Origin of the sequence: Streptomyces tricolor (assembly GCF_002155905.1) — a bacterium.
GTDB lineage: Bacteria > Actinomycetota > Actinomycetes > Streptomycetales > Streptomycetaceae > Streptomyces > Streptomyces tricolor.
This window is the reverse complement of record NZ_MUMF01000452.1, coordinates 13805-27086: the sequence shown is the minus strand read 5'-3', so window position 1 is coordinate 27086 and position 13282 is coordinate 13805. Positions and strand designations below refer to the sequence as shown.

Genomic DNA, 13282 nt, shown 5'->3' with positions numbered 1-13282 from the left:
CTCGCCGAGGTGGCCGCCGCCCTGCCGCTGCCGGTGCGGTGCACCGGCGTGGTCCGCTTCGAGCGGCCGACCTCGGTGCTGGCCTGGGCGCTGGACCTCGACTCCGCGCTGGCCGGCTTGCACCGCCGGGTGTGGGAGGCGGTGGCCTCGGACAGCCCGCCCGCGGCCCTCAACCCCTTCCATCAGCCTGACCGGTGGAGTCCGCACATCACCCTCGGCCGTACCCGGCGGGCCGGCGCCTTCGCGGGCCGGCGGGTCCCCGAACTGCTGCCGCCGCCCCCGCTGTCGGTCCGGCTCATCACCCTGCGCAGCTACGACACCGAGACCGGTGCCCTGGAGATGCTGGCGCCCCGCCCCTGAGCACTGCGTCCGCGCTCGTCGCCACCTCGGGCACGGGATCGACGCCCAGTCCGCCGCAGGGAGAGCGGGCGTCGGTGGTCGGTCAGGCGAGGTCGGGGAGGGGGCGCCGGGCGACCTCGTGGGCGTCGTCCGGCGGGACGCCCAGCATGCGCAGGACCATCTCCGCGAGGTTCACCGCGGCGTCGTCGCCGTCCATGTCGGGGCGGGCGAATCTCAGCTCCACCAGGGACAGCAGGGTGCCACCCAATGCGGACAGGGCGACCGCCGGGTCGACGGCGGTGAAGCGACCGGAGGCCATGCCGACCTCGACGTCCCGCAGCGCCCGCCGGGTCAGACCGTTGTCGGAGTGGATGTGGCCGAGGCCCCGGCGGCGCAGCACCTGCATCAGTTCCGGGTGCGACTCGGCCATCCGGGCGCTGAGCCGGAAGCCGGCCGCGACCAGCTCGGCGGGGTCGTCGATCCCGGCCAGGTGCTCGTCGAAGGTCTGGCCGAACTCCTCCAGCGCGTCCTGCACCGCGGCCTCGAACAGCTCCGTCTTGGACTCGAAGTGGTTGTAGAAGGAGCCGAAGCCGACGTCGGCGCGCTCGGCGATCGCCTGGATGCTGGCGCTCGTGTCCCCGGTCTCGGCGAGTATCTGCCGGGCCGCTCGCACGAGAGCCCGCCGGGTCTCGGCGCGACGCCGCTCGAACCGGTTGCTGGGCGGGGCTGACGTTGCCATGCGCCGAGTCTAACGGTCGCGACGATGACAGTCCCAGTCCTGATGAATTCATCATTCCGGCCGTGAGGCATCTTGACGATGGGGCCATCACAGTTGATGCTTTCATCAGTTCGCAGCAATGCCGCTCGGAGGGCGCCATGTCTGAAACCCGCGTCAACGGGGCCGACGTCATCACGGCCCACCAGGACCTTCACAGCGAGCAGGGCGCCTTGCGCGGCGAACACCCCGGCCGCTCCCGCAACCCGGTGATCAAGGTGGCCGATCTGGCCTGGCTGGAGTTCGAGAAGCCCGATCTGGACCGGGCCGAGGTCTTCGCCCGGGACTTCGGCTTCGGTATCGCCGTCCGGAGCGAGAGCGAGCTGTGGCTGCGCGGCACCTTTGCCGGCTCGCCGTGCATGGTGATCCGGCGCGGCCGGACCTCCCGTTTCATCGGCCCGGCGTTCCGGGCCGCCGAGCGGGCCGACCTGGACCGGCTGGCCCGCGCCACGGGCACGTCCGTACGGGACGCGGACGTGCCCGGCGGCGGCAAGGTGGTCGACCTGCTCGACCCCTCCGGCTTCCCGGTCCGGGTCGTGCACTGCGGAGAGGAACTGCCGGCGCTGCCCGAGCAGCAGCCGCTGCTGCTCAACTTCGGTACCGATCACCGCCGTACGAACGTCACCCAGCGCCCGCCGCGTGAACCCTCCCGCATCCAGCGCCTGGGTCATGTGGTCCTGGAGACAAGGGTGTTCGGGCGGGCCCTGGACTGGTACCTGGACACCCTCGGGATGATCGTCTCCGACTTCCTGTTCCTGGACGGCCAGCGCGACCGAGGCCCGACGATGGCGTTCATCCGCTGTGACCAGGGCAGCCGGGCCGTTGACCACCACACGCTGGCCATGCACCTGGGCCCGGGCAACGGCTATGTCCACTCCGCCTACCAGGTGACCGACCTCGACTCGATCGCCGCCGGCGGAGAGTACCTGGCCGAGCGTGGCTACCAACGCAGCTGGGGCATCGGCCGGCACATCCAGGGCAGCCAGCTCTTCGACTACTGGCGCGACCCCGACCACTTCATGCTGGAGCACTTCGCCGACGGCGACCTGTTCTCCTGCGACGTCGAGCCGGGGTGGGCCCCCATGTCGACCAGCGGCCTTGCCCAGTGGGGACCCCCTGCCACCCGCGACTTCCTCGGCGCCAGCCCTTCCCCACAACGGGTCCGCGACGTCATCGAAGCCCTGCGAGGCGACAACGAGATGGATCCGGCACGCCTGCTGGGCCTGCTCAAAGCCGCCACGTCCTGAACCCCGACCCCCTCACGAAGGCACTGACATGAGCACGAACGTCCTGCGCACCGCCGACGGCTGGTGGGTTCTCCGCGGCGACCGGGCCGTCCCCGTCGACACCAAGGCCGCCACCACCGCCGAACTCATCGCCGACCGTGATGCCGTACGAGAGGCCGCCCTCTCCGGTGAGGCGGGCACGCCCGTCGCCGACCTGGTCGCCCTCTCGCCGGTCACCACCCCCTGCCGCGTGATCGCCCAGATGGTGAACTACCGGAGCCACGCCCGCGACTCGGGCTTCACCGGCGACATCCCGCCCGCCTTCTTCCGCAAGGCGTCCGGCTCGGTCAGCGGACCGGGCGAGGCCGTCGTCCGCCCGTCGCACGTGAAGTTCCTCGACTACGAGATCGAACTCGGGCTCGTCATGGGGGCGCCCCTGCCCGTCGGCACCGTGGTCGAGGAGCGGGACCTGCCGTCGTACATCGCCGGGCTGGTGATCACCAACGACGTCAGCGCCCGTGATGTCCAGCTGACCAAGACGCAGTTCTACGAGAGCAAGTCGTACCCGACCTTCACCCCGACCGGGCCGCACCTGGCGCTGCTGGAGCCGGAGGACTTCGCTCATCTCCTCGACCTGCGCCTGAGGTTGTCCGTCAACGGCGAGCTGCGCCAGGACCGCACCCTCGCCGACATGATCGTCCGCCCGGCTCAGGCCCTCACCCTGCTGGCCCGCTTCCAGACCCTCGACCCCGGCGACCTGCTGCTGACCGGCACACCCGGCGGCACGGCCCTCAAGGCCCCGCCCAAGGCGGTCGAGAAGATCGGCGCGCTGCTGCCGCCCGCCGTGAAATGGAAGACGTTCTTCAAGAGCCAGGCCCGTAACCCGCACTACCTGCACACGGGTGACGTGATCACGGCGACGATCTCCACCCCGGACGGCCGGATCGACCTCGGCGAGCAGCGCACGCCGGTCGCGGACGCGAACCGACACCCGAGGTGAGCCGCACATGACCGTCGATGAAGCCACACGTGTGCCCGTCGTGATCATCGGCGCCGGACCGGTGGGCGTGACCGCCGCCCTCCTGCTGGCCCGGCGCGGAGTCCGCACCCTGATCCTGGAACGCCACCGGGACGTCTACCCCCTCCCGCGCGCCGTCGCAACCGACGACGAGGTCCGCAGGATCCTCCAGGCCGCGGGCGTCGGCGAGGAGTTCGCCGCGATCGCCCGCCCGGCAGGCGGGCTGCGGCTGCTGGACGCCCGGCACCGGGTGATGGCCGAGTTCCGCCGCACACAGCACGGCCACCACGGCTACCCGCAGACCAGCATGTTCGACCAGCCGGAGCTGGAACGGCTGCTGCGCGACGCCCTGGCCCGCCGCCCGGAGTGCGAACTGCGGGGCGGGGTGGAGGTGACGGCGGTCGAGCAGCATGCCCACGGGCCGGTCCGCGTCACCTACCGCGACGGCGAGGGTGAACACCTGCTGTGGGCCGACGCGGTCCTCGGCTGCGACGGCGCGGGCAGCCTCACCCGCGACGCCATCGGCGCCGTGTGGGAGGACCTGCGCTTCGAGGAACGCTGGACCGTCATCGACGTCCGCACGAAGGCCGACGTCCGCTCCTGGGAGGGCGTCGACCAGGTCTGCGACCCGCACCGGCCGGCGACCTTCATGCGCATCGGCGAGGACCGCTACCGCTGGGAGTTCCGGCTCGGGGACGCCGAGAAGCCGGTGCGCGAACTGATCGCACCGTGGCTGCCGCCCTCCTGCGACGGGGACTTCGAGATCGTCCGCGAAGCGCAGTACACCTTCCGGGCGCTGGTCGCCGACCGCTGGAGCAGCGGACGGGTCTTCCTCCTCGGCGACGCCGCTCACCTCACCCCGCCGTTCATCGGACAGGGGCTGTGTTCGGGCCTGCGGGACGCCTGCAACCTCACCTGGAAGCTTGCCCACGTCCTCCAGCGGGGCGGCGACGAGCGGCTGCTGGACACCTACGAGAGCGAACGCAAGCCGCACGCCCGGTATGTGATCCGGCTGGCGGTCGCCATGGGCTGGGCCATGACCGGCGGTCAGGACGACGCCGCCGCGCTGCGCCGCGGACTCCTGGCCGCAGCCTGCCGGATACCCGGTCTGGCCGCGGCGGCCGGCCGCGACCTCAGTCCGCCCCTGACCGCCGGGCCCCTCGTCCGACGCCGCCTCCGCGGGGGCCTGGCGGGCACCCACTGCCCGCAACCGTGGATCACCGCCGAGGGACGGCGTACCCGCCTCGACGAACTGCTCGGCGACTCCTTCGCCATCCTGACCGGCACCGAACCCTGGCCCTCGCTGAACGCCCTCGCCCACGCGATCGGCGTCCACCCGATCCCCGTGAACGGCCTCGGCGACGACGGCACGCTCGCCGCCTGGCTGCGCGCCGGCCGGGCCGACGCCGTCCTGCTGCGCCCCGACCGCGTCGTCATGGACATCGTCCCGGCGGGCGGCCGCGACTTCACCGGCACCGCCACCTGGGCGCCCCTTCTGCACACCGCACGCACCCCCTCCCCGCTCGCCGGAACGTCGGGAACAGCCTGCTGAGGAGCGCCGCACGATGAGCGTGCCCGAGCCCTTCACGACGCCTGGTCCGCACGCTGTCGCGGACAGCCGCCACAGCGCTGCCGGCGTCGGCCGGCGGCCGTCACCGCGCTGCCGGCACCACAGGGGGGTGTACATCAGCGACCGTGCAGCACCTCCCGGGGCCGGCCCGCGCCGAGGTTGTCGGGGGCGTCGGCGTGCGCTCCGGCGGTACGGCCGGTTCACGGTCTGCGCGCGGCAGGCGCGAACAGGCCCTCCGGGTCGTATGCGGCGCGGGTGCGCTCCAGCCGCTCCTCGTGCGCGCCGAAGACCGCGCCCCGCAGCTCGCTCGCGTCCTCGCCGAGCCCGGCGAAATTGACGTACGTCCCGCCGCTCGAGAACGGCTTCATCGCGTCCCATGCCGAGCGCGCCCACCCGATCGCGGCCTCGTCCAGCGCGGGGTCCCGCCAGCCCGCGTCGATGCTCACGTTGTAGCGCGCGGACCGATGCGCGAAGGCGCTGTCATCGGGGCCCACGCGCGCCACGGCACCGCCCAGGGTGCGGACGACGATCAGGCTCTCCGGAGTCGGCCGCCGGGAGTCCCAGTCCACCAGGGTCCGGATGGCGTCGTCCGTCAGTTCCTCCATGAAGTGCGACTTCATGAAGTAGCGTTCGCCGTCGGGGAACCGCCAGGTGTTCGCGCTCTGCAGCGTGACATACGGCAGGGTTCCGCTCAGGTCCATGAGCGGCGGTCCCAGGTCCCGCTGCGGCGCCAGCGCGGCGGTGGCGCCGCCGTCCGGCGGGCCGCCGTACACGGCACCGAGCATCACACAGTTCGACCAGTGCAGTTCCGGTGGGATCGCGGGGCCGGCGGGGACGCTCCAGAGCAGGATCTCCGGCGTGACCGTCTCCGGCGCGGTGTACGTCGCGTCCCGCCAGGCCCGCAGCACTTCCTCGGCACGCTCCTGGGCGTGGAGAACCAGCACCCCGGCCACCTCCGGACCGAGCGCATGGAGGTCGAACTCGAAGGACGTGACGACGCCCAGCCCCCGGCCCCCGCCGCGCGCCGCCCAGAACAAGTCGGGCTCCTCCTCCCGGCTCGCCGTGCGCACCACGCCGTCCGCGGTGACGATCTCCAGCGAGCGGACGCTGTCGCAGCTCAGCCCGAACGTCCGCATCACGAACCCGAGGCCGCCGCCCAGCGTGAGACCCGCGATCCCGGTCGCCGAGATCTCCCCGCCGGGTGTGACCAGCCCGTGCAGCTGCGTCTCACGGTCGAGTTCGCCCCAGGTCACGCCCGCCTGGGCGCGCGCGGTGCGGGCCGAGGGGTCGACGTGTACGCCCTTCATGGGCGACAGGTCGATCACCAAGCCGTCGTCGCACACACCGCTCCCCGCGACCTGGTGCCCGCCGCCGCGGATGCTCACGACCGGCCGGTGCTCGCGCGCGGCCGCCACCGCCTCGACGACGTCGGCCGTCCCGGCGCACCGGGCGATCACCGCGGGCCGGCGGTCGATCAGCCCGTTCCACACGGCCCGTGCCTTGTCATAACCGGGGTGACCACGGTCGATCACCTCCCCGCGCAGCGAGGACCGGAGCCGTTCGGCCAGGGCCCGCTCGCCTGCCGCTGCCTGCTCGCTCGGCATGGGCCTCACCTCTCCCGGGGCGCGACGCGAGCTGGTCGTCCTTCCACGCTAGGCCGGAGCGGACACCCCTGCACCGCGGCGAGGTCAGGCCCGGTCCGACTCGCCCGGTGCCGTTCGAGGACGCGAAGTCCCCCCACCACCAGCCATCGGCCGGCAGGTAAGCGCGACCGCGGGTGACGGTCTCGGCCCCTGGGCGGCGCCTTCGGCGGGGAGGTGGTCCGCGTAGGATCACCGCTCGACGGGAGGTGGCATGGCCATGAGGAAGAACCGGTGGTGCGTGGCGGTCACGGCGGCACTGCTGCTGGCCGGCTGTGGTGGTGGCGCGGAGAGCGACAGCGGCGACGGCAAGGCGGTGGCGCTCACGAAGGAACAGGTGCGGGAGACGTTGCCGGACGGCGCGGCCATGCCGGGCTGGAAGGAGTCCGCTCGGCCCACGGCCGTCGAGATGGACAGGCTCTACCGTTCGCAGGCCTGCCCCGTCAAGGACAACGCGGGCTGCGACAACTCCCGCTTCTACGGCGCCTCGACGTTCCGGCACGACGACACCGCCGCCACCGTCACCTTTCTGATCATCGCCTACGACAGCGAACAGGCTGCCCGCGAGGCGTACGACGTGCTCTGGGACGGCTACTACGGCAAGAGGGCGGGGCAGCGGGCCAGGGCGTTCGGGATCGGCCCGATCGGTGACGAGCGCGACGCCCGATTCGGCTCCTCCGGCTTCCGCGGCGAGCCCGGCGCCGTGACCCAGACCCGCGTCGGCACGACGCTGCTGTGGACCGAGGCGGCCTCCGCGGAAAAGGGCGGCATCGACGAGGACGCAGTCCGGGACCTGACCGCGGTGCTCGCCGAGCGGGCCCGACAGGCCCAGAACGGCGACGCGCCGTCCGCCGCGCTCGACGGCTGACCGGGGGCCCGCCAGGACCCTGCCGTCGACTTCATCGGCCTGGAGGAGATCGTCGACCGCGAGCGGATCGCCCGGCAGGCCATCTCTGGCCTGAGCGGCATGGCCCTCACCGCGGCGGCTGCGGACAGCCGTATCAAGGCGGTCGCCACGGTCTTGATGTAAGACATGTCGCGCGCCCGCGCTCGATCAACTCCACCACCGCATGGACCGCGACCACGCCGATGTCGTCACGAACACGATCGCCGCCAGCACCTCCCGGTCGCCATGCCGGCGTCGGCCACCACCCTGCGGCCCCGACCGCGATGCTCACCGACGCGGACGTCGTCGAGGCCGTCCGCTGGCGGTATCGACTGGCTACTCCTCGGGCTCCCAGGCGATCAGCTGCTCGAACACCTGCTGGTCGCCCTCGACCTTCAGGTCGCTCAGCGTGAGGCGCCCCCAGACGAAGAGGAGCAGCTGCTCGGCCGTGCCCGTGGCCGAAGCGGACGCGGGCGCGGCGTCGTCCGGGAGGGGTGCGGGCCACGCGCCGGTGCCGTCCAGCGTCAGGAGCCAGGAGCGACCCTCGGTGGCGTGGTAGTGGATGGTGGCGGCCGCGTGCGGCCAGGCCGCCGGGGTGGAATTGCAGGTGTCGAGAAACTCGGCCACGCCGTCGATCGCGACGTCCGCCGGCATCGGCTGCACGGCACCTGCGGCGAGCTGGGCGTCGTAGGTGTGCACCAGCACCTCGTGCACCCGGCGCCGGGCAACGCCCCAGGCGTTCGCCGGCGACACGCCGGCGCCCCACCACGCCCAGCACTCGCGCTCCGGGCCGGCCTCGCGCAGGGCACTCAGCAGCAGCTCGTTCGACTCGGCGTACCAGGCCAGCAGCGCCTCGAGCTCGCGCGGCACCTCCGCGGCTTCCTTGGCCGGCGCAGCCTCGGCCGGGCCCGCGGTGACGATCGCGGCCCACCAGCGCTGGCCCGTACCCAGGTGCTGCACCAGGTCGAACAGCGTCCACTCGGGGCAGGACGGCACCGGCGCGTCCAGGCTGGGCGCGGCGACAACCGCACTCCGGAACGCGGCCGACCGCTCGTCGATCAGTTGCAGCAGGGCGGAATACTCAAGGCTGTCTGTCACATCGCTTTCTATCAGCCCAGCTCAGCCGATCGCACCGTATTTTCCAGGCCGTCAGCTGCGGGAGTTGCACATCGGTGCGGGATCTTCGAGGAACCTCAGGGGCCTTCACCTGCGGGGCCCGCCCGCCTCTGACGACTGCCCTCCAGGCCGCCCGAGCGACGGTCAGCGCATCTCCCGGCCACCGGATCGACAGCCCTCGGCCCGGCCCGGAGCCCGTCCTGTACCCCCGCTACGAAGCGAAGGCCCTCGGCCGCTGGAGGGGACCCGACGAAACGGAACAGGCTGATGTCGCCGGCGCCCCGCACCTCGCCCGGCATGACAAGCTGTGCTGGTCCACCCCCGAACCCAGGAGGTCACCATGACTGAAGAGCCCGTCATCACGGAAGGTTCGGAGCCGGCTGCCCCCGAGACGTCCCCTCTGGCGCCGGACAGCGACGGCAACTACGACCTCAAGCGCAGGTTCCGTGAAGCCCTGGCGCGCAAGCGCGGTGCGCAGGCGGACGCGGCCGATGCTGCCGCCAACCCGGATGCGTCCAAGGTGCGTGCAACGCACGGCCCGGCTGCGCGCCAGCGATCGTTCAGGCGTAAGAGCGGCGGCTGAGTCGATCAGTCCGGCGGTCCGGCCGCCATACCGGCACTCCGTGCCCCCCGCGCTGGAGCAGGCGTTCGAGTCACGGTGGGTGCGGTCCCGGTGTCCTCGTAGGGGGCCGGCAGGATCACGGGGAGCGCGCTCTTGTCGGCCGGGAGCTGGGCCGGGTCCCGGGCGAGAAGGTCCGGGCAGAAGCTGCGGGCTTCCAGCTCGTGCGCTGCCTCCGGGCGGTCGGCCGGTCGGGAGCGGCCGGTGAGGGCGCGCACGGACCGGCGCCGCTCGCGCAACGCCTTGATGAGCGCTCCGGCTCTCTGCCCGAGCGCGCTGCCGACGGTACCGGGCAGGAAAGGGCGGGGGCTGGACGAGTGGTTCCCGGGAGCGGTGCAGAACGCGTGCCCGGGCAGCCGCCCCCTCCGCACGACGGCATACCCTCGTGCGGCATACTCTCCCGATGGGTTCACGCATTTCCCCGATCAGTCAGCCGATCATCATACGGAGGGCCGTCGCGCGGGATGCCAAACGGCTCACACGGCTCGTGCGTGGCTCAGGTGCCTATCGAGGCCAGTACGCGTCCGCAGTCGCGGGTTACCGGGTCGGCCCTGATTACATCGAGGCCCACCGCGCCTTCGTAGCCGTCGGCGCCGACGAGCCCGGAGGCCGGGCCCTCGGGTTCTACTCGCTCGTCCTCGCTCCACCGGAGCTCGACCTGCTGTTCGTCGCCGATGAAGCGCAAGGGCGGGGTATCGGACGACTGCTCGTCGCGCACATGCAGTCCGAGGCCCGTGCCGCCGGGCTCGACCGCGTCATGGTCGTGTCGCACCTTCCCGCCGCGGACTTCTACCACCGCGTCGGTGCCATACGGACCGGGACCGCCCTCGCGAACCCGCCCGCCGTGCCGTGGGACCGTCCCGAATTCGAGTTCCGCATTCCCTCGGAATGACGCGGTGCCGGTTCGCAGGACACCGGCTTCGCCTGCATCGCGCGCTCCCTGTGCGCCGTCGTCTCTGCCCTGGCAGGGACCGCCCGCGTCGGCGGCCTCTCCCTCACCCGAGGCCGACGATGGAAGAGGTGTGTGACGGAGGTACCGGGTGCTGGTGAGGGGGACGCCGCTGGAGTCCATGATCGTGTCGCCGTCGAGGTCCAGCACCGTCCGGTAGGAGGCGGCGCCGCTGTTCGGGAAGCGGGGACCGCCATTCGAGTGGGCACTCTTTCTGGCAGGCCTGAGGGAGAAGCAGGCGCACCAGCCATGGAGAAAAACTATCCCAGCGACAGTAGACATTCCACGGCCCCAGGGTTAGCGTTGTCTCCGTACCCAGAAGTCGAAGTGGGCACAGCAGGCACGAACTGCTGTGCAGGCAGACCAGAACGACACGGCCCCAGCGGGGCTGTGAGCAACACCCGCAGTATCCGCGTAGTCGAAAGGTAAGGAGCAGAACGCCATCAGGATCGCCCGGGCGAGGAAGCAGTCGGCCCGGGTACCGCAAGGCCCCGGATTGGAAGGTGGTCCCCGGTCAGGCATTCACGATCCCCGCAGCTCCGCCCTCTCGGGCGGCACCTGCGGAAAACGAAGGCCGGCGCAGTGCGCCGGTAGATGGTGTTGAAAGCTCGGGGCCCGGGTGCCGTACTGGCATCCGGGCCCCCCGACGCGTCCCCGAAAGAAGAGGTCTATGCCGCCTGCCGGTTCCCGTCCCGTCGACCCTCTCGACGATGACGACTACCCCGCCTACACCATGGGCCGGGCCGCCGAGATGCTCGGCACCACCCCTGCCTTCCTCCGTGCCCTCGGTGAACACCGCCTGATCACCCCGCTGCGCTCCGACGGCGGCCATCGCCGCTACTCCCGGTACCAGCTACGCATCGCCGCCCGAGCCCGCGAACTCGTCGACCAGGGCACCGCCATAGAGGCCGCTTGCCGCATCGTCATCCTCGAAGACCAGCTCGAAGAGGCGCAGCGCATCAACGAACAACTGCGCGCCGAGCGCGGCCAGCCTCAGTCGAAGACATCAGCCTGATCAGAACGCCCGCACCCGAGGCAACGAGGCCCTGCCGACGGGCGAGGCCGCTGAGGGACCGCTGCGCCGTTCCACAGCCGCGGCGAGGTCAACGCGTCACCGGACCCCATGAAAGAGGGAACCGCGAGCCGGGTGGCGGAGCTCCGGAACCGGGGCCGCTTCCGGCCGCCGGCGCCGGAACGGGGACCGTGTCGCCGGGCTGTGGCTCAGGCGTCGATGATCACAGGGATGATGAGGGGCTTGCGGCGGTGGGTGCGGAACGCCCAGTTCGCCACGGCGCGGGCGAGGAGTTGTTCGAGTTGGCGCGCGTCCCCGACGCCTTCCTCGGCCGCGGTGGCCAGGGTCTTCTCGATGACGGGGATGACCGGCTCGAAGGTGGCGTCGTCGTGGACGAAGCCCCGGGCCAGGAAGTCGGGGGCCTCGGCGAGGGCGCCGGTGTCCGCGTCGACGATCGCCACCACCGTGACCACGCCTTCGGCGGCGAGGGTGAGACGGTCCTTGAGGGACGCCTCGGTCGCGCCGCCGACCTCCATGCCGTCCACGTAGACGTTGCCGGCGGGAACCTTGCCGGTGATGGACGCGCGCCCGTCGACCAGATCGACGACGACGCCGTCCTCGGCGATGACGACCCGGTCGGGCTCGACACCGGTACGGATGGCAAGGTCGGCGTTGGCTCGCAGGTGGCGCCATTCGCCGTGCACGGGCATGACGTTGCGGGGCTTGACGATGTTGTAGCAGTAGACGAGTTCGCCTGCGCTGGCATGCCCGGAGACGTGCACCTTGGCATTGCCCTTGTGGACCACGTGAGCGCCCCACCGGGTGAGTCCGTTGATCACCCGGTAGATGGCGTTCTCGTTGCCGGGGATCAGGGAGCTGGCGAGCAGGACGGTGTCGCCCTTGCCGATGCGGATCATGTGGTCGCGGTTGGCCATCCGTGACAGCGCGGCCATCGGTTCGCCCTGGGAGCCGGTGCACACCAGAGTGATCTTGTGGTCCGGGAGCTTCTCCAGCTCCTTCGTGCTCACGACCAGACCGGAGGGGACCTTCAGATAGCCCAGGTCACGGGCGATGCCCATGTTGCGGACCATCGACCGGCCGACGAAGGCGACCTTGCGGCCGTGCTGGTGGGCGGCGTCGAGGACCTGCTGGATGCGGTGCACGTGGCTGGCGAAGCTGGAGACGATGACGCGGCGCGGCGCGGTGCGCATCACCTGCTCGATCGCCGGGTTCAGCTCTCGCTCGGAGGTGGTGAAGCCGGGTACTTCGGCGTTGGTGGAGTCGGTGAGGAACAGGTCCACGCCCTCCTCGCCGAGGCGGGCGAAGGCGCGCAGATCGGTGATGCGGTCGTCGAGAGGGAACTGGTCCATCTTGAAGTCGCCGGTGTGCAGCACCATCCCGGCCCGGGTGCGGATCGCGACCGCGAGGCTGTCGGGGATGGAGTGGTTGACCGCCACGAACTCGCAGTCGAAGGGCCCGAAGCCACGTCGGTCGCCCTCCCGCACCCGCACCGTGCGCGGCCGGATGCCGTGTTCCTTGAGCTTGGCCTCCAGGAACGCCAGGGTCAGCTTGGAGCCGACGAGGGGGATGTCCGACCGCTCGCGCAGCAGGTACGGCACGCCGCCGATGTGGTCCTCGTGGCCGTGGGTGAGGATCACGGCCACGATGTCGTCCAGCCGGTCCCGGATCGAGGTGAAGTCCGGCAGGATCACGTCCACGCCGGGCTGGGTCTCCTCGGGGAACAGTACGCCGCAGTCGACGACGAGCAGCTTGCCCGCGTGCTCGAAGACGGTCATGTTGCGGCCGATCTCACCCAGGCCGCCCAGGGCGATGACCCGCAGCCCTCCTTCGGGAAGGGGCGGTGCGGCTTTCAGCTCGGGGTGCGGATGACTCATACCCTGACGGTACCCGGAGTGCGGGAAAGGTGATCCATTGCCTGGGTGATCCAACGAGTGCTCTATATCGTCCCCCACCGAAGACGTACTGGCGCTCAGATCGGCAACCGTCTCATCTGCCGGCTGCCTGGCCGCCAGAACAGGAGGGCATCCTCGTCACAGCGATCGCCGCGGGTGCCGGGGTGGCTTCGCGGGTCGCGCGGGCGGTGACCACCCGCCCGCCGAGGTGGGTCAGCG

At 71.5% G+C, this 13282-nt stretch carries 11 protein-coding genes and 1 pseudogene; 8 read left to right on the top strand and 4 right to left on the bottom strand.

The window, feature by feature from the left end; all coding sequences use genetic code 11:
• Window positions 1-360: 2'-5' RNA ligase family protein (locus CCN44_RS29415; protein WP_086700923.1), on the top strand; the 360-nt coding region annotated here is incomplete at its 5' end.
• A gap of 82 nt (window positions 361-442) precedes the next feature.
• On the opposite strand, the gene CCN44_RS29410 is transcribed toward CCN44_RS29415, so the two are convergent.
• Window positions 443-1078, bottom strand: a complete 636-nt coding sequence (locus CCN44_RS29410) for a TetR/AcrR family transcriptional regulator (protein ID WP_189396972.1) — start codon at window positions 1076-1078, stop codon at window positions 443-445.
• A gap of 137 nt (window positions 1079-1215) precedes the next feature.
• On the opposite strand from CCN44_RS29410, the gene CCN44_RS29405 reads away from it, so the two are divergent.
• From CCN44_RS29405 to mhpA, 3 genes and pseudogenes are all read left to right on the top strand, one after another.
• Complete coding sequence (locus CCN44_RS29405; protein WP_086700917.1) at window positions 1216-2361, top strand: VOC family protein; 1146 nt, start codon at window positions 1216-1218, stop codon at window positions 2359-2361.
• Between the two features lie 28 nt (window positions 2362-2389).
• The gene (locus tag CCN44_RS29400) at window positions 2390-3340 is read left to right on the top strand and encodes a fumarylacetoacetate hydrolase family protein (RefSeq protein ID WP_059246606.1); all 951 of its coding nucleotides are present in this window, start codon (window positions 2390-2392) and stop codon (window positions 3338-3340) included.
• 7 nt (window positions 3341-3347) lie between these two features.
• Window positions 3348-4927, top strand: a pseudogene (gene mhpA, locus CCN44_RS29395) (bifunctional 3-(3-hydroxy-phenyl)propionate/3-hydroxycinnamic acid hydroxylase MhpA).
• A 201-nt stretch (window positions 4928-5128) separates the two neighbouring features.
• Here the strand turns inward: mhpA and CCN44_RS29390 are convergent.
• Window positions 5129-6532, bottom strand: a complete 1404-nt coding sequence (locus CCN44_RS29390; protein ID WP_086700914.1) for an FAD-binding oxidoreductase — start codon at window positions 6530-6532, stop codon at window positions 5129-5131.
• A 256-nt stretch (window positions 6533-6788) separates the two neighbouring features.
• Here CCN44_RS29390 and CCN44_RS29385 point away from each other — a divergent pair, with 256 nt between their 5' ends.
• Entirely contained in the window at window positions 6789-7436 is a 648-nt protein-coding gene (locus tag CCN44_RS29385; RefSeq protein ID WP_223283706.1) for a hypothetical protein, read from the top strand.
• A gap of 354 nt (window positions 7437-7790) precedes the next feature.
• On the opposite strand, the gene CCN44_RS29380 is transcribed toward CCN44_RS29385, so the two are convergent.
• The gene (locus CCN44_RS29380) at window positions 7791-8552 is read right to left on the bottom strand and encodes a maleylpyruvate isomerase family mycothiol-dependent enzyme (protein WP_059246609.1); all 762 of its coding nucleotides are present in this window, start codon (window positions 8550-8552) and stop codon (window positions 7791-7793) included.
• A gap of 358 nt (window positions 8553-8910) precedes the next feature.
• On the opposite strand from CCN44_RS29380, the gene CCN44_RS29375 reads away from it, so the two are divergent.
• The 3 genes from CCN44_RS29375 to CCN44_RS29360 all read left to right on the top strand — a co-directional run bounded on the left by CCN44_RS29375 (window position 8911) and on the right by CCN44_RS29360 (window position 11153).
• Window positions 8911-9153, top strand: coding sequence for a DUF5302 family protein (locus CCN44_RS29375; RefSeq protein WP_059254682.1), 243 nt, complete (start codon window positions 8911-8913; stop codon window positions 9151-9153).
• A gap of 439 nt (window positions 9154-9592) precedes the next feature.
• Window positions 9593-10081, top strand: a complete 489-nt coding sequence (locus CCN44_RS29365) for a GNAT family N-acetyltransferase (RefSeq protein WP_079080789.1) — start codon at window positions 9593-9595, stop codon at window positions 10079-10081.
• 727 nt (window positions 10082-10808) lie between these two features.
• Entirely contained in the window at window positions 10809-11153 is a 345-nt protein-coding gene (locus CCN44_RS29360) for a MerR family transcriptional regulator (RefSeq protein WP_059246610.1), read from the top strand.
• 206 nt (window positions 11154-11359) lie between these two features.
• On the opposite strand, the gene CCN44_RS29355 is transcribed toward CCN44_RS29360, so the two are convergent.
• The gene (locus CCN44_RS29355) at window positions 11360-13045 is read right to left on the bottom strand and encodes a ribonuclease J (protein WP_059246611.1); all 1686 of its coding nucleotides are present in this window, start codon (window positions 13043-13045) and stop codon (window positions 11360-11362) included.
• Window positions 13046-13282 lie beyond the last annotated feature (237 nt).

Coding starts and splice junctions, on each gene's coding strand:
- CCN44_RS29410 (WP_189396972.1), bottom strand. CDS start 1,078: ATGGCAACGTCAGCCCCGCCCAGCAACCGGTTCGAGCGGCGTCGCGCC.
- CCN44_RS29405 (WP_086700917.1), top strand. CDS start 1,216: ATGTCTGAAACCCGCGTCAACGGGGCCGACGTCATCACGGCCCACCAG.
- CCN44_RS29400 (WP_059246606.1), top strand. CDS start 2,390: ATGAGCACGAACGTCCTGCGCACCGCCGACGGCTGGTGGGTTCTCCGC.
- CCN44_RS29390 (WP_086700914.1), bottom strand. CDS start 6,532: ATGCCGAGCGAGCAGGCAGCGGCAGGCGAGCGGGCCCTGGCCGAACGG.
- CCN44_RS29385 (WP_223283706.1), top strand. CDS start 6,789: ATGAGGAAGAACCGGTGGTGCGTGGCGGTCACGGCGGCACTGCTGCTG.
- CCN44_RS29375 (WP_059254682.1), top strand. CDS start 8,911: ATGACTGAAGAGCCCGTCATCACGGAAGGTTCGGAGCCGGCTGCCCCC.
- CCN44_RS29365 (WP_079080789.1), top strand. CDS start 9,593: ATGGGTTCACGCATTTCCCCGATCAGTCAGCCGATCATCATACGGAGG.
- CCN44_RS29360 (WP_059246610.1), top strand. CDS start 10,809: ATGCCGCCTGCCGGTTCCCGTCCCGTCGACCCTCTCGACGATGACGAC.
- CCN44_RS29355 (WP_059246611.1), bottom strand. CDS start 13,045: ATGAGTCATCCGCACCCCGAGCTGAAAGCCGCACCGCCCCTTCCCGAA.